Below are 16,470 nucleotides of genomic sequence, written 5' to 3'. Positions count from 1 at the left end.
CGGACGGGCGCGGGTGCCCGCCGTCACGTCGCTACGGGTGCACCGCGTCCAGCCCGTCGAGCAGCGCCTTGTGGAACGCGTCCGGATCCTGGATCTGCGGCGCGTGGCCGAGCGCCGGGAATTCGACGAGCTGCGCGCCGGGGATCGCCGCCTGCGTACGCTTCGCGAGTTCCGGGTAATGGCCGAGCTTCGCGTGCACGTCGGGCGGCGCCACCTCCTTGCCGATCGCGGTCGTGTCCTTGTCGCCGATCAGCAGCAGCGTCGGCACGCGGATCGCGCCGAGTTCGTAGACCACCGGCTGGGTGAGGATCATGTCGTAGATCAGCGCCGAATTCCACGCGACCGCGTCGCGGCCCGGGCCGCGATACATGCCGGCGAGCATCTGCACCCAGCGCTCGTAGGCGGGCGACCACTTGCCCGCGTAGTAGGTCGCCTGTTCGTAGCGGCGGATGCCGTCGGCGTTCGTCTTCTGTTCGCGCGCATACCAGTAGTCGACCGGCAGCGGCGGCACGCCGAGCGCCTTCCAGTCCTCGAGGCCGATCGGGTTCACCAGCACCAGCTGGTCGGTCGCCTTCGGATACATCAGCGCATAGCGCACCGCGAGCATCCCGCCCGTCGAATGGCCGACGAGCGTCGCCGATTTCACGCCGATCGACTCGAGCAGCGCATGCGTGTTGCGCGCGAGCTGCTGGAAGCTGTACTGATAGCGTTCGGGCTTCGACGACTTGCAGAAGCCGATCTGGTCCGGCGCGACCACGCGATAGCCGGCGCGGCTCAGCACGCCGATCGTGTCCTCCCAGGTCGCCGCGCAGAAGTTCTTCCCATGCAGCAGCACGACCGTGCGGCCGTTCGGGTGCGTCGGCTGCACGTCCATGTACATCATCTCGAGGGTTTCGCGCTGCGACACGAACGCGTAGCGATGCACCGGCTCCGGATAGTCGAAACCTTCCAGGCGGGGGCCGTACGCGGGTCCGTCGTTGCCGGCCGGCGCCGGCGCGGCGGCCACGGCGGAGGTCGCGCATGCCGCGGCGACGCCGGCGCCGAGCACGGCGGCGCGCGCGAGGGACAACATCTTGCAAATCGAGAGCATGGCGATCACGGTAAGGGGAAATGCACGCGCGCAACCGGGCGGCTTCGCGCCCCGCGATTCTACGCGGTCGGGCTGACGACGGCGCGCAACACTCGATGGCCGTGCGACTTCCGCGCGCGCGACGAACTCGGGTATCGTGTGTCGTGACCCTGAAACGCCTGCAGGCGAACACTCATGAAAAACGTCCTCAGCATTCAGTCGCACGTGATCTACGGACACGCCGGCAACAGCGCGGCCGTGTTTCCGATGCAGCGCCTCGGCGTCAACGTCTGGCCGCTCAACACCGTCCAGCTGTCGAATCACATGCAGTACGGCCACTGGGCCGGCAGCGCAATCGACGCCGCGAAGATGGAGCAGCTCGTCGACGGCGTCGCCGCGATCGGCGCGCTCAAGCGCTGCGACGCGGTGCTGTCCGGCTTCGTCGGCTCGCCGCCGCAGGCGCGCGCGACGGTCGAGATCGTGCGCACGGTGAAGGCGATGAACCCGAACGCGTGGTACTTCTGCGATCCGGCGATGGGCCAGACGGGCGGCGTGCGGCCCGAACCCGGCGTCGAGGAATTCATCGTCCAGGAGATGCCGGCGCTCGCCGACGGCATGTCGCCGAACCACACCGAGCTGCAGAAGCTCGCCGGGCGGCGCATCGAGACCGTCGCCGAAGCCGTCGACGCGTGCCGCGCGCTGATCCGCCGCGGCCCGAAGATCGTCCTCGTCAAGCACCTGCACGATCGCAACAGCCCGGCCGACCGTTTCAACATGCTCGCCGTCACCGAAACCGAAGCGTGGATCGGCCAGCGCCCGCTGTATGCGTTTCCGCGCCATCCGGTCGGCGTCGGCGATCTCACCAGCGCCATTTTCGTCGCGCGCCGGCTGCGCGGCGACTCGGTGCGCGCCGCGTTCGAGCACACGCTCGCGGCCGTGCACGCGGTCGTGAAGGCGACCTACGACGCGCGCCGCTACGAGCTCGAACTCGTCGCCGCGCAGGACGAAATCGCGCGCCCGAGCGAATGGTTCGGCGCGTGGGTGACCGACGCGTGATGCGCCCGCATCGGCCGCGAACCCTCCGAATCTCGTCGAATCCCCCGGTATCCCCCGCTTTTCCGGCGTGCCGCGCGCGCTGCCGCCCTCGCCTCTCCCCCGCAGTTCGCTCGCCGGCGCCATGCCGTTCGGGTTCTGTCCGGTCCGCGCGTGCAAACGTTTCCGGACTTCACATGAATGACACCGATTCCCCGCTATGCTCGCGACGGCACGACCGGCGCAGCCGCATCCTGCGCCCGGACGCGCCGAATTTTTCCCGCATGTCCCGCCAATCGGCTCCCTTCCTTGACCCACGATAACGACCATGACCCGATCGAACCGTCGTGACTTCCTGCGCGTCGCCGCCGGCACTGCCGGCGCCGCCGCGCTGAACCTGTTCCCGCCCGTGATCCGCGATGCGCTTGCGATTCCGGCGAACCGCCGTACCGGCACCATCCGCGATATCGAACACATCGTGATCCTGATGCAGGAGAACCGTTCGTTCGACCACTACTTCGGCACGATGCGCGGCGTGCGCGGCTTCGGCGACCCTCGCCCGCTGCGCCTCGCGAACGGCAAGTCGGTGTTCCATCAGCCGGTCGGCCCGGCCGAGCTGCTGCCGTTTCACCCGGGCGCGGACAAGCTCGGCCTGCAGTTCCTGCAGGACCTGCCGCACGGCTGGCAGGACATGCACGCCGCGTGGAACAAGGGTCGCTACGACCAGTGGGTGCCGAACAAGGGCACCACGACGATGGCGTACCTGAAGCGCGACGACATCCCGTTCCACTATCAGCTCGCCGACGCATTCACGATCTGCGACGCATACCACTGCGCGATCCCGAGTTCGACCGACCCGAACCGCTACTACATGTGGACCGGCTACGTCGGCAACGACGGCACGGGTGGCGGCCCGGTGCTCGGCAACGAGGAAACGGGCTACGGCTGGACGACCTATCCGGAAGTGCTCGAGCAGGCCGGCGTGTCGTGGAAGATCTACCAGGACGTCGGCATCGGGCTCGACGCGAAGGGCTCGTGGGGCTGGACGCAGAACCCGTACATCGGCAACTACGGCGACAATTCGCTGCTCTACTTCAACCAGTACCGCAGCGCGCTGCCCGGCACGCCGCTGTACGACAAGGCGCGCACCGGCACCAACATCAGCGCCGGCGGCACGCTGTTCGACGTGCTGCAGCAGGACGTGAAGAACGGCACGCTGCCGCAGGTGTCGTGGATCTGCGCGCCGGAAGCGTACTCGGAACACCCGAACTGGCCGGCCAACTACGGCGCGTGGTACATCGAGCAGGTGCTGAAGGTGCTCGTGTCGAATCCGGACGTGTGGAGCAAGACCGCCCTCTTCATCACCTACGACGAGAACGACGGTTTCTTCGACCACGTGCCGCCGCCGTTCGCGCCGCAGTCGCGCGACAACGGGCTGTCGACGGTCGCAACGACCAACGAGGTGTTCGCCGGCGACGCGTCGCACATGGCCGGCCCGTACGGGCTCGGGCCGCGCGTGCCGATGCTGGTCGTGTCGCCGTGGACCAAGGGCGGCTGGGTCTGCTCGCAGACCTTCGATCACACGTCGCTGCTGCAATTCATCGAAGCGCGCTTCGGCGCGCAGTATCCGGTGACGGCCGCCAACGTGTCGCCGTGGCGCCGTGCGGTGTGCGGCGACCTGACGTCGGCGTTCGAATTCGCGACCGCCGACGCCGCCTGGCCGACGCTGCCCGACACGAGCGGCTATGCGCCGCCCGATCGCGTGCGCCACCCCGACTACATCCCGGTGCCGCCGGTGCTGCAGAAGCTGCCGAAACAGGAGGCCGGGCTGCGTCCGGCGCGCGCGCTGCCGTACGAGCTGTTCGTGCACGGCCGCGTCGAAGCCGTGAACGGCCTGTTCCGGCTGACCTTCGCGAACACCGGCCGCGCGGGCGCGGCATTCCAGGTGCAGTCGCGCAACCGACTCGACGGCCCGTGGGCGTACACGGTCGAAGCCGGCAAGCGGGTCGCCGATACGTGGAGCGCCGCGCCGTCGCTCGGCCTGTACGACCTCGACGTGTACGGCCCGAACGGCTTCTACTGCCATTTCCGCGGCCCGTTCGCGACCGGCGTCGGCAGCGCGAGCGTGAACCCCGAGGTGATCTACGGCTACGACGTCGCGAACGGCAACATCACGCTGCGCCTGATGAACCGCGGCCACAAGGCCGTGCAACTCAAGGTGACGAACGCGTACGGCCACGGCCGCGCGCGCACGTTCGACCTCGCGCCGGGCGCGCACGTCGACGACTACTGGGATCTGCGCGGCAGTCACGGCTGGTACGACCTGACCGTCAGCGACGGCCGTCCGCTCGGCTTCCTGCGCCGCTTCGCGGGCCACGTCGAGACCGGCCGCCCGAGCACGAGCGACCCGGCGATCCGCACGAACGCGTCGCACGACGACGCCGAAGCCGCATCGGACGCCCTGTCCGACTGACGACGTCGAACGCGGCGCGGCCCCGTCGGGGCCGCGCCGCCCATCCTGCCTCCCGTCCGCTCGTGACGGGAAACTCCCGATACCGGCCGCCCGCGCACGCGCGGAAGCTATGCGCAAATCCGCATCGAATGCGCGGCAAATTGCCAAGACCCGTGCATATCGGCGATCTATATATCGAGACGATCGGGGCTCCTCGCCGAGCCTGACGGGAGATTCTTCCGGGAATCATCAACATGCCGACCTCCCCGCCCGATTCCGAGAAGCGGTCGAACCGCCCACCCGTCGCACGCGTCCGGCCCGCCGGCTGCGTGCGGTATCCACCCGCTGGTGTAGAACAAGAGGAACGAACATGAAATTCCGTCATTCCCTGCTGTCGGTGTCGGTCATCTCCGCCTTTGCCCTCCTCTCGCAACAGGCCGCCCGGGCCGCCGACGCGACCGACGTGAAGGTCGGCTTCGCCGCGCCGCTCACAGGCGTGAACGCCGGCTACGGCAAGGATCTGCAGAACGGCGTGCAGCTCGCGCTCGACGACGCCGCCGCGCAGAAGATACAGATCGCCGGCAAGCCCGCGCACTTCAACCTGATCGTGCAGGACGACCAGGCCGACCCGCGCATCGGCGTGCAGGCCGCGCAGGCGCTGATCGACCAGAACGTGTCGGTGGTGGTCGGCCACTTCAACTCCGGGACGACGATTCCGGCGTCGGTCGTCTACGACAAGGCCGGCATCCCGGTGATCGATCCGGCCGCGACCAACCCGACGCTCACGTCGCGCGGGCTCGCGAACATGTTCATGGTGATCGCGACCGACGGCCAGAACGCCGGCAACGCGGGCAAGTACGCGGTCGACGTGACCAAGGCGAAGCGCATCGCGATCATCGACGACCGCACCGCGTTCGGCCAGGGCGAGGCGGACGAGTTCGAGAAGGCGGTGAAGGCGGCCGGCGGCAACATCATCGGCCGCGAGTTCACCAGCAACCAGGCGGTCGATTTCCGTGCGCAGATCACGAGCCTGAAAGGCAAGAACCCCGACCTGATCTTCTTCGGCGGCCTCGATTCGCTCGCCGCGAACTTCGTCAAGCAGATGCGCCAGCTCGGACTGAACGCGAAGTTCGTCGGCGGCGGCGGCGTGAAGGACAACGAGTTCATCAAGATCGCCGGCCCGGCCGCGGAAGGCGCGATGGCGTGGGAATACGGGCGTCCGCTCGACGAGCTGCCGCAGGGCAAGGATTTCGAGCAGCGGTTCAAGAAGCGCTTCGGCGTCGACGTGCTGTCGTACGCGCAGTTCGGCTACGACGCGACCTGGGCCGCGATCAAGGCGATGCAGGCAGCCAACTCGACCGATCCGAAGGTCTACCGTCCGGCGCTGAAGAAGATCGATTTCGAGGGCATCACCGGCCGGATCTCGTTCGCGAACGACGGCTCGCTGAAGAGCGGGATGTCGACGCTGTACCAGGTGAAGAACGGTGCGTGGAAGACGATCGTGACGAAGGGGGGCTAATCGAAGCGGATGGGCGGCCTGGGTAGCCGGGCCGCCTACGCGCGACGGGCGGCGGCGGGAACGCCGCCCGACCCGCCTTCACATGATGCGGGAACAGGCGAAGGTGCTGCGGCCGCGAAACGATCGGCGCAATGACGCCGATCTCATACGATGTCTGATGTTGAGGTTACGGCCCGTCGCGACGCGCGGGCCGTGTAGGCGGCGTCGCGTCAGTTGGTCTGCGTGTCGCGTTCCGCCTCGGCCGCCTCGTGTGCGCGGCGCAGCCGCTCGCGACTGTTGGTCAGGTGCGTGCGCATGGCAGCACGCGCGGCTTCCGGATCGTGACGCGCGATCGCCTCGTAGATGTCCTCGTGCTCGTGATTGAGCCGGCCGACATAGCGCTCGAGGTCGTCGCCGGCGAAGCGCGCCGAGTTCACACGCGTGCGCGGGATGATCGACGCGCCGAGCTGCGTCATGATGTCGACGAAGTAGCGGTTGCCGGTGGACTGCGCGATCTGCAGGTGGAAGTTGAAGTCGAGCTGCGCGGTGTCGCGCCCGCCGCCCGCCCCCGACGCGATCGCGTCGAGCGCACGCCGCAGCGCGGCGAGGTCGGTGTCGTTCGCGCGCTGCGCGGCGAGGCTCGCGCATTCGCTTTCGAGGCTGATGCGCAGCTCGAGCACCGCGAGCACGTCGCGCAGCGTCATGATGGTCGCGGGATCGATGCCGAGCGCCTGGCGGCGCGACGGTTCGAGCACGAAGCTGCCGATGCCGTGGCGCGTCTCGATGAGGTGGCTCGCCTGCATCCGCGAAATCGCTTCGCGCACGACCGTGCGGCTGACGCCCTGCGCCGCCATGACTTCGGTTTCGGTCGGCAGCTTGTCACCGGGACGCAGCGTGCCGTTTTCGATCTGCGCGGTCAGCGCGTCGACGACATCTTGTGCGAGGCTGCGTGCGCGACGGCGCGGCGCAGCAGGAAGCGTGGGCACGGACATGAGGCCGGTTCCTTTTTGAATGATCGTAATGTGAGCCGAGGGTTTACGCGGGGTTTGAGCGAACGCCGATGATTCATTATACTGCGTCACAAGTCATCCGACGACTGATGATCGCCACACGGATCTCCTGTTGACCGAGGCACGCGCATCGGCGCCTACCGGTCCCGTGGTTCGCGATCGACCGATATTCGCGCTTGCGCGCGACATCGGCATCAAGCTGGTCGCTCCCGCCCATTCGGGTTGCTGTCGACATGCGGGGCTTGCGCGCCGCGCAGGTCGGTTGTCGAATGATCGCACCTCCCGCCGCGCGCGGCAAAGATTTTGCCGCACGGCATCGCCCACTCTTTCGCCATCGCCGCCATGAACGCCGTCACTGCCTCGCCTTCCCACGACACGCCGCGCATCGTCGAGCTGCAAGCCATTCCGGTCGCCGGCCACGACAGCATGCTGCTCAACCTGAGCGGCGCGCACGGTCCGTTCTTCACCCGCAACCTCGTGATCCTGAAGGACAGCGCGGGCCGGACCGGCGTCGGCGAAGTGCCGGGCGGCGAAAGCATCCGCCGCACGCTCGAGGATGCGCGCGCGCTCGTCGTCGGCCAGCCGGTCGGCAACTACCACGCGGTGCTCAACGACGTGCGGCGCACCTTTGCCGATCGCGACGTGAGCGGCCGCGGCCTGCAGACGTTCGACCTGCGCACCACGATCCACGCGGTCACCGCGCTCGAAGCCGCGCTGCTCGACCTGCTCGGCCAGCATCTCGGCGTGCCCGTGGCCGCGCTGCTCGGCGAAGGGCAGCAGCGCGAGCGCGTCGAGATGCTCGGCTACCTGTTCTACGTCGGCGACCGCGGCAAGACCGCGCTGCCCTATCGCGACGGCCGCGGCGCGACCGACGAGTGGACCCGCGTGCGCGACGAGGCCGCGCTGACGCCCGAGGCGGTCGTGCGCCTCGCCGAAGCCGCGCACGCGCGCTACGGTTTCAACGACTTCAAGCTGAAGGGCGGCGTGTTCGAAGGCGCGCGCGAGATCGAAGCCGTGACGGCGCTGGCCGAGCGCTTCCCCGAAGCGCGCGTGACGCTCGATCCGAACGGCGCGTGGTCGCTCGACGAGGCCGTGCGGCTGTGCCGAGACCTGCACCACGTGCTCGCGTATGCGGAAGATCCGTGCGGCGCGGAGAACGGCTACTCGGGCCGCGAGGTGATGGCCGAATTCCGCCGCTCGACCGGGCTGCCGACGGCCACCAACATGATCGCGACCGACTGGCGCCAGATGGGCCACGCGGTGCAGCTGCACGCCGTCGACATCCCGCTCGCCGACCCGCACTTCTGGACGATGCAGGGCTCGGTGCGCGTCGCGCAGATGTGCCGCGACTGGGGCCTCACGTGGGGTTCGCATTCGAACAACCACTTCGACGTGTCGCTCGCGATGTTCACGCACGTCGCGGCCGCGGCGCCCGGGCAAGTCACCGCGATCGACACGCACTGGATCTGGCAGGATGGCGAACGGCTCACTCGCGAGCCGCTGAAGATCGAGAACGGGCTCGTTGAAGTGCCGAAGCGGCCGGGCCTCGGCATCGACATCGACATGGATGCGGTCGCGGTCGCGCACGAGCTGTACAAGCAACACGGGCTCGGCGCGCGCGACGATGCGGCGGCGATGCAGTATCTGATTCCGGGGTGGACGTTCAACAACAAGCGCCCCTGCCTCGTGCGCTGAACGCGGGACGAACCGGGCGGCGGGTCCGCCCGGCTGGAAGGCGGTGCGTCGCTTCGCCCGCGCATCGGCGGGTGCCGGGCGGGAAATCCTGCCGGCATCGAACGGAAACGGAAATGGAACTAGGGCGGCCACGGCCCGCCGGTCGGTCTGTCGGTCGCTCGGCCCGTCGGTCGGTCCAGAATGATCAGGCCCGGCAACGGCAACCGGCGCCATCCGCCGGTCAAAGCTGCCCGGCTGCCCAGATCCCCCGCGCCATCCCCGACGCGGCCAACACGATCACCATCACGAGCACGGCCTGCCAGTGACCGATCCGCACATAGGTCCGTGCGCGGCCGAGATCCGGCATCTGCTGCCGCCGCGCGGCGACGCGCCAGCGGATCAGCCCGAGCATCGGCACGACCTCGAGCAGCAGGATCAGCACGAGCGCGGTCATCTTGAGGTGAAAGAGCGGCTCGTGAAGGTAATACGCGGAGCCTTTCTCGAAGCCGCCGAACGCGCGCGCGAGCCCCGTCGCGATCAGCACCAGCGCGGACAATCCCCAGGCCGCATCGGCCTTGAACACGCCGGGCAGGTCGGCGGCCTGCGCGGACGCGATGACCCGGCGCAGCGCGCGGTTGCGCCCCGCGATCGCGGCGAACGCGACGCCAAACGCCATCAGGTGAACGGCTGCCAGCAACCAGCGGACGATCATTGCGCCTCCTTGTCGCCCGCGCGCCGCGCAGGCCTTGTCAGACGATCTGCTTGAGCGCCGCGTCGAGCGCGAGCACCGCGACGCGGTCGCCCTCGGTCACGAGCGGCGCGCGCATCACGATCTGCCGGTTATGGCCGACGGCCGCCGGCGAATCCCACAGCAGCTCGACCTTCGGCCGCCGGAACAGGCTGCCGCGACGCGGCGGCACGGCGGCCGGCTGCGCACCCGGCTCGCCCGCTGCCGGCGCAACCTGGCCGGGCCAGCGCACGGAGAGTTCGCGCGCGTCGTACTGGCCGACCTTGCGGCTCTCCATCCAGACGATCGCGGTACGGGTGAGCGTATCGAGCGAGATCGCGTAGCGGCCGACCGCGAAACGGCGCGCGGCCACGTTGGTCCGCCACAGCGGCCGCGGCCGGCACATCCACACGATCGCCGCATACAGCGCCGGCGCGGCGATCAGCCAGCCGTTGGTCGCCGTCACCGCGTGCAGCGCAGAACGCCAGCCGGCCGCCCACGCGAACGCGCCGATCGACCAGACGGCAAACAGGAAACCGATCAGCGCGAACACGCGCAGCGCCTGGCGCAGCCACTGCGGCAGCGGATGGAACGGCCGTTCGGCGCGCGCGGCGGCGCCCGGCAGCGCGAGCAGCAGGAAGATCAGCACTAGATAGACGAACGCCCACGGCGACGACACCATCGCCGACAGCGACGCGCGATAGCCCATCTGGGACATCGAGAACAGCCAGCGCGCGAACAGCACGAGCCCGATCGCGCGCAATGCGAAGATCACGCCGGCGCCGGGGGCCGGCGCTGCGCGCGTCGTTTTCGTTCTCGCCAAGACTGCTCTCCTCTCGATGTTCGTGCAGGGCCGGATTTCACGGCACGGCCATTATAGGGACATTACCGTCTGGACAGATTGCCGGATGGCGTGCCGGCCCCCTTCCGGGGCCGTTCGCGGCGTCGGGCGCGGCGAGAATACAACAGATCCGCGCCGCAGATGTGACAACGCCCCGCCGGGGTCCCGGACGGGGCGTCGCTGAGGGCGTCAACCGCGGTGCGGCCGGCGGCCCGGCATCAGTTTGCGTTGACTTCGCGCAGCACCGTGCGGTGCTTCTGGCGCAGCAGTTCCTCGTAGCCCTTCACGTAGTTCTGCGCCATCACCTTCGACGAGAAGCGTGCTTCGAACGCGGCCCGCACCTTCTCGCGCGGCAGCGTATCGAGGCGGTTGAGCGCCGCAACGGCCGAGAGTTCGTCTTCGACGACGAAGCCCGACACGCCGTTGTCGATCACTTCCGGCACCGAGCCGCGCTTGAACGCGATCACCGGCGTGCCGCAAGCCATCGCCTCGATCATCACCAGGCCGAACGGCTCCGGCCAGTCGATCGGGAACAGCAGCGCGTGCGCGTTGCCCAGGAATTCGGTCTTTTCCGACTCGCTGATTTCGCCGATATACTCGACGTGCGGCAGCGCGAACAGCGGCTTGATCTTCTCTTCGTAGTACGCGCGGTCAGCCTTGTCGAGCTTCGCGGCGATCTTGATCGGCAGGCCGGCCTGCTCGGCGATGCGGATCGCGGTGTCGACACGCTTTTCCGGCGAGATACGGCCGAGGAACGCGAGATAGCTCGGCTTCACGTTCGGGATCGGCGTCAGCAGGTTTTCCGGCAGGCCGTGATACACGGTCGACAGCCAGTTCGCCTGCGGCAGCGGGATGCGCTGGTTGTCGGAAATCGACACGACCGGCACGTCGCTGAACGCGTTGAAGATCGGCTGCAGTTCCGGCAGGTCGAGACGGCCGTGCATCGTCGTCAGATGCGGGACCGGCTGGCGCGAGAACAGCGAGAACGGGTAGTAGTCGATGTGGCAGTGCAGGACGTCGAACTCTTCCGCGCGGCGGCGCACTTGCTCGAGGAGCAGCATGTGCGGGGCCATCACGTCGCGGATCGTCGGGTCGAGGCGCAGCGCCTGCGGCCAGCACGCTTCGAGCTTCGCGGAGGTCTGCGAATCGCCGCTCGCGAAGAGCGTGACGTCATGCCCCATCTCGACAAGTGCTTCGGTCAGATAGGACACCACTCGCTCGGTACCACCGTAAAGCTTCGGGGGGACTGCCTCATGCAACGGAGCGATTTGGGCGATTCGCATGCGTAACTCCTAAAAAATCGGCTAAAAACCAGGTATGGGTCGGCAACCTGCCAGCGGTCGGGCTGGATGCATTTCGTCCGACGGTCGGACGAATCAGCCTGCCGGGGCGTCGACCCCGCGCTGCTCAAGGAGCGTCGGCGACGCGACAGGCATAGAACGTTCGAAACGAAGACCCGTTGACAGGGGTTCGTAAAAAAACCTGGGATCGACCCCGGAGCCGATTATCTAGGGTTAATCCCGAGACGGCCCCCGACATTTCAAACACTTTACTTTGTTACAAAGGCGCAACACTTTGCAACCCGCGGACTCGGGTGTCCGTTCTAGAGTGGAAGGCCCTTTTGGCGATCCTTGTCACCCGTGCGTGCCGGCAGCGTGATTCCGGCACATGAAACAGGACGGGATGCCAGGATTTTATCTCAAAATCGCTCGCGAGCCTCTGGCCCAGGCAAGATTCGCGCAGCGCGACGCAGGCCTTGTTTACAATGCCGGATTATTCAGTCCGAGCGCATGCCGGCATGCGATCCAGCCGCCACGCTCAATCACCGAATCACCGCACGCATATTTTGGAATCTCTTACCCCCGCCCAGCGCAACGCCCACAACGCGAAGCTCTCGAGCTACGCGCACCGGCCGATCGCGTTCCTGTTCCGCTACATCCGCCTGCATCCCGTTGCTCACCTCGTCGTGCTCTGCAGCGTGCTGGCTGCCGTCGGCTGCGCGCTCGGCTCGCAATACGCGATCAAGCACCTGATCGACGTGCTGGCGACCGGGCGCCATCATCCGGGCCCGCTGTGGAGCGCGTTCGCGCTGCTCGTCGGGCTGATCGCGGCCGACAACCTGCTGTGGCGGGTCGGCGGCTGGGCTGCCGCGCACACGTTCGTCGCGGTCACCGGCGACCTGCGGCGCGACCTGTTCCAGTATCTGATCGGCCATTCGCCGACCTACTACTCGGAAAAGCAGCCGGGCACGCTCGCAAGCCGCATCACGGCCACGTCGAACGCCGTCTATACGTCGGAGAACACGATGGCGTGGAACGTGCTGCCGCCGTGCATCGCGGTGATGGGCGCGATCCTGATGATCATCGTCGTCAATCCGCTGATGGCCGCCGGCCTGCTCGGCTGCTCGGCCGTGCTGTCGATCATCCTGTTCAAGCTGGCCGGGCGCGGCTCGGCGCGCCACCATGCATTCGCGGCGAAGGCCGCGGCGGTCGACGGCGAGCTCGTCGACGTGATCGGCAACATGGGGCTCGTGCGTGCGTTCGGGATGACGGTGCGCGAACAGAAGCGCTTCAGCGCAACGATCAAGGCGGAGATGGACGCACGCCAGCAGAGCCTGTTCTATCTCGAGAAGCTGCGGCTGCTGCATGCGGTGATCACCGCGATGCTGTCGGCCGGCCTGCTCGGCTGGGCGCTGTGGCTGTGGGACCAGGGCCGCGCGACGTCGGGCGACATCGTGCTCGTCAGCTCGCTCGGCTTCACGATCCTGCACGGCACGCGCGACCTCGCGGTCGCGCTCGTCGACGTCACGCAGCACGTCGCGCGCCTGTCCGAAGCCGTGAAGACGCTGCTCGAACCGCACGGGATGCCCGACCACTCCGACGCGAAGCCGCTGGCGGCCACGGGCGGGCGCGTCGATTTCGAACGGGTGACGTTCGCGTATCCGCACCGCCGCGCGATCCTCGACCACTTCGACCTCCATATCGAGCCGGGCCAGCGTGTCGGCCTCATTGGCAAGTCGGGCGCCGGCAAGTCGACCGTGCTCGCGCTGCTGCAGCGCTTCTACGACACGCAGGACGGCGTCGTGAAGGTCGACGGCCAGGACGTGAAGGTGATCACGCAGGACAGCCTGCGCCACGCGATCGCGCTCGTGCCGCAGGACATCTCGCTGCTGCACCGGACGATCTACGACAACATCGCCTATGGCCGCCCCGACGCGACCCGCGAGCAAGTGCTCGCCGCCGCGCGCGACGCGCGCTGCGCGGAGTTCATCGAAGCGATGCCGGAAGGCTATGACACGATCGTCGGCGACCGCGGCGTCAAGCTGTCGGGCGGCCAGCGCCAGCGCATCGCGATCGCGCGCGCGATCCTGAAGGATGCGCCGATCCTGCTGCTCGACGAAGCGACGTCCGCACTCGACAGCTCGTCCGAGGAAGCGATCCAGAGCGCGCTCGACCGCCTGATGGTCGGCCGCACGGTGATCGCGATCGCGCACCGGCTGTCGACGCTGCGCAACTTCGACCGGATCATCGTGATGAGCAACGGCAAGGTGATCGACGACGGCAGCCCCGACGTGCTGCGCAACCGCCCCGGTCTGTACCGCGACCTGCTCGCGAAGCAGCACGGCCGCCATCACGCGCCCGACGGCACCGCGCCGACCGGCGAACGCGTGGCCTGACGCCACGGGCACGCAACCGATAAGAAAGCCGCCTGTGCGACGCACGGCGGCTTTTTTCATGGCATCGCGCGGCATCCGCCGCGCGGCGCGCCGGCTACACGCGCTGCAGGTCGCGCAGGAAGTTGTCGCGCCACACCGACACGTTGTTCTCGCGCAGCTGCGCGATCATGTCCGCATAACGCGCGCGCCGCTCGGCGAGCGGCATCGTCAGCGCCTGCGACAACGCATCGGCCATTCCGTCGATGTCGATCGGATTCACGATCAGCGCGCCCGTCAGCTCACGCGCCGCGCCCGCGAAGCGCGACAGCACCAGCACGCCCGGATCGTCCGGATTCTGCGCGGACACGTACTCCTTCGCGACGAGGTTCATGCCGTCGCGCAGCGGCGTGACGAAACCCACGCGCGCCAGCCGGTACAGCGCGGCCAGCACCTGCCGGTCGTACTGGCGGTGAATGTAGAGGATCGGCGCCCAGTCGAGTTCCGCGTAGCGGCCGTTGATGCGCCCCGACTCCGCTTCGAGCTGCAGGCGGATGTCCTGGTACGCGCGCAGGTCGGCGCGCGTCGATGGCGCGATCTGCAGGAACGACACGCGGTTGCGAATCGACGTCTGGTGCTCCAGCAGTTTCTCGAACGCGCGGAACCGCTCGACGAGCCCTTTCGAATAATCGAGCCGGTCGACGCTCATGATCAACTGGCGCCCGCGCAGCGACGTCGCCAGCGTGCGCACGGCCTTGCCGTTCTCGGCCGCCTGCGCGAGCGACGCGATCTCGTCCGGATACACGCCGATCGGATAGGCGGCCGCGCGCAGCGTGTTGCCGAACGCGCTCACGCGCACCGTGTGCCCTTCGCGCGCCACTTCGCCGCCCGCCTCGAACTCGATGTAGTCGCAGAACGCGCGCAGGTCGGGCTCGGTCTGGAAGCCGAGCAAGTCGAACGCGCACAGCGACTCGACAAGCTCGCGATGCGGCGGCACGTTGACGAGCACCTGCGCGGCCGGAAACGGAATGTGCAGGAAAAAGCCGATGCGGTTCTTCACGCCGGCCTCCCGCAGCGCACGCGCGAACGGGATCAGGTGATAGTCGTGCACCCAGATCACGTCGTCGTCCTGCAGCAGCGGCACGAGCTGCTGCGCGAGCCACACGTTCACGCGGCGGTAGCCGTCGAACTCGTGGCGGTCGTACTGGATCAGGTCGGCGCGGTAATGGAACGCGGGCCACAGCGTCGCGTTCGAGAAACCGCGGTAGTACTGGTCGTAATCGCGGCGCGACAGCCCGACGGTCGCGAACGTCACGGGGCCGCGCTCCTCGATGCGGATCTGCGGCGCACCGGATGCGACCACCTCGCCGCTCCAGCCGAACCACATGCCGCCCGTCTCCTTCAGCGCATCGTAGACGCCGATCGCGAGGCCACCCGCCGCCGGTTCACCTTCCGAAATCGGGGCGACGCGGTTCGAAACGATGATGAGTCGACTCATGCGCCCCGCTGCTCCGCGCCAAGCCAGCGGGCAATCTGCGCGTGCAGCGCGTCGACCGAGTCGAGCCGCATGCGGGCCGACGTCTCGCCCGCGCCGACCTTGATCGACAGACCGCCCCGCGCGTTGACCACCGCGAAGCCCTTCTCGTCGGTCAGGTCGTCGCCCGCGAACAGCGGCACGCGGCCCGCGAACGGCGGCTCGTCGAGGAACGCAGCCAGCGCGCGCCCCTTGTCGACACCCTTCGGCTTGATCTCGAACACCATCTTGCCCGGCTGCAGCACATACGCGTCCGCATATTCGGCGACGAGGCGCTCGGCCGCTTCGCGCGCGGCCGGCTCGCGCTCGGGCGCATTGCGGTAGTGCAGCGCGACGGCCGCTCCCTTGATTTCGAGCAGCATGCCCGGATGACGGTCGACGACGGACGCGAGTTCGCGCTCGATGCGCAACAGCCGGTCGTCGTTGAAGCCGATGCGCTGCGTGTCGCCGTTCGCGTCGCGACGCTCGGCGCCGTGCAGGCCGGCGATCGGCAGGTCCGGCATGTTCAGGAACGCGTCGAGGTTGTCGATGCCGCGGCCCGACACGACGGCGAGCGCGCCATGCGAGCGGCGCCGCAGCTCATCGAGCAGCGTCAGCAGCGACGGCGGCACGTGAATGCTGTCGGGCGTCGGCGCCAGTTCGACGAGCGTACCGTCGAAGTCGAAAAAGAACGCGGTATCGGTCAGGGACAGGGAAGCCGGAACGGATTGCATCGATTCGATGGTCTGAGGAGCGGCCTGCACACGCGCGGCCGCCGCTGCGAGAATGGAATTGTGCGCATCTTACCGCGCCTGCGTACCGAGATGGGCGAAACCGGCGCACGGTGGACCTCGCGCCACCGTCCGCGCCAACTGCGACATATTGCCCCGCTCGCCCGTGCCGTACGGGTTTCGAAAGGACGCGGGCGCGGGAATTGCGCTACAGTCGGCAACCGCCGGTCGCGCGACGCATGGCGCCGCGCCGGCCGACGACCGTTCCGTC

The 16,470-nt window shown here is 68.2% G+C and carries 12 protein-coding genes; 5 read left to right on the top strand and 7 right to left on the bottom strand.

What is annotated here, in order from left to right:
* Window positions 1–31: 31 nt before the first annotated feature.
* Entirely contained in the window at window positions 32–1,090 is a 1,059-nt protein-coding gene (locus BAMB_RS05340) for an alpha/beta fold hydrolase (protein WP_011656384.1), read from the bottom strand.
* Between the two features lie 174 nt (window positions 1,091–1,264).
* Here BAMB_RS05340 and pdxY point away from each other — a divergent pair, with 174 nt between their 5' ends.
* From pdxY to BAMB_RS05325, 3 genes are all read left to right on the top strand, one after another.
* Window positions 1,265–2,125, top strand: a complete 861-nt coding sequence (gene pdxY / locus BAMB_RS05335) for a pyridoxal kinase PdxY (RefSeq protein ID WP_006755531.1) — start codon at window positions 1,265–1,267, stop codon at window positions 2,123–2,125.
* Window positions 2,126–2,429: 304 nt separating this feature from the next.
* Window positions 2,430–4,574 (top strand): phosphocholine-specific phospholipase C, encoded by a 2,145-nt coding sequence (locus BAMB_RS05330; protein WP_011656383.1) that lies wholly within the window; start codon window positions 2,430–2,432, stop codon window positions 4,572–4,574.
* Window positions 4,575–4,923: 349 nt separating this feature from the next.
* The gene (locus tag BAMB_RS05325; protein ID WP_006755533.1) at window positions 4,924–6,072 is read left to right on the top strand and encodes a branched-chain amino acid ABC transporter substrate-binding protein; all 1,149 of its coding nucleotides are present in this window, start codon (window positions 4,924–4,926) and stop codon (window positions 6,070–6,072) included.
* Between the two features lie 209 nt (window positions 6,073–6,281).
* Here the strand turns inward: BAMB_RS05325 and BAMB_RS05320 are convergent, their stop codons facing one another.
* Window positions 6,282–7,043 (bottom strand): FadR/GntR family transcriptional regulator, encoded by a 762-nt coding sequence (locus tag BAMB_RS05320; protein ID WP_011656382.1) that lies wholly within the window; start codon window positions 7,041–7,043, stop codon window positions 6,282–6,284.
* A gap of 360 nt (window positions 7,044–7,403) precedes the next feature.
* On the opposite strand from BAMB_RS05320, the gene gudD reads away from it, so the two are divergent.
* A complete protein-coding gene (gene gudD, locus BAMB_RS05315; RefSeq protein ID WP_011656380.1) occupies window positions 7,404–8,756 on the top strand; it encodes a glucarate dehydratase in 1,353 nt (450 codons plus the stop codon).
* 220 nt (window positions 8,757–8,976) lie between these two features.
* On the opposite strand, the gene BAMB_RS05310 is transcribed toward gudD, so the two are convergent.
* From BAMB_RS05310 to BAMB_RS05300, 3 genes are all read right to left on the bottom strand, one after another.
* Window positions 8,977–9,447 carry a DUF2214 family protein gene (locus BAMB_RS05310; RefSeq protein WP_011656379.1) on the bottom strand — a complete coding sequence of 157 codons (471 nt, stop codon included), beginning with the start codon at window positions 9,445–9,447 and terminating at the stop codon, window positions 8,977–8,979.
* A 37-nt stretch (window positions 9,448–9,484) separates the two neighbouring features.
* Window positions 9,485–10,285, bottom strand: a complete 801-nt coding sequence (locus BAMB_RS05305; RefSeq protein WP_011656378.1) for a hypothetical protein — start codon at window positions 10,283–10,285, stop codon at window positions 9,485–9,487.
* A gap of 236 nt (window positions 10,286–10,521) precedes the next feature.
* A complete protein-coding gene (locus BAMB_RS05300) occupies window positions 10,522–11,586 on the bottom strand; it encodes a glycosyltransferase family 4 protein (RefSeq protein WP_011656377.1) in 1,065 nt (354 codons plus the stop codon).
* Window positions 11,587–12,149: 563 nt separating this feature from the next.
* Here BAMB_RS05300 and BAMB_RS05295 point away from each other — a divergent pair.
* Window positions 12,150–13,979 (top strand): ABC transporter ATP-binding protein, encoded by a 1,830-nt coding sequence (locus BAMB_RS05295; protein WP_041491128.1) that lies wholly within the window; start codon window positions 12,150–12,152, stop codon window positions 13,977–13,979.
* Between the two features lie 94 nt (window positions 13,980–14,073).
* Here BAMB_RS05295 and otsA read toward each other — a convergent pair whose 3' ends face one another.
* Both otsA and otsB read right to left on the bottom strand, forming a co-directional pair.
* A complete protein-coding gene (otsA, locus tag BAMB_RS05290; RefSeq protein WP_006751851.1) occupies window positions 14,074–15,453 on the bottom strand; it encodes an alpha,alpha-trehalose-phosphate synthase (UDP-forming) in 1,380 nt (459 codons plus the stop codon).
* Window positions 15,450–16,202: a trehalose-phosphatase gene (gene otsB, locus BAMB_RS05285; RefSeq protein ID WP_011656375.1), complete on the bottom strand. Its 753-nt coding sequence runs from the start codon at window positions 16,200–16,202 to the stop codon at window positions 15,450–15,452. Before otsB ends, otsA begins: the two co-directional genes overlap by 4 nt.
* Window positions 16,203–16,470 lie beyond the last annotated feature (268 nt).

Source organism: Burkholderia ambifaria AMMD (genome assembly GCF_000203915.1).
GTDB lineage: Bacteria > Pseudomonadota > Gammaproteobacteria > Burkholderiales > Burkholderiaceae > Burkholderia > Burkholderia ambifaria.
Note: the sequence above shows the minus strand (reverse complement) of the source record. Positions and strands in the feature narration are given on the sequence as shown.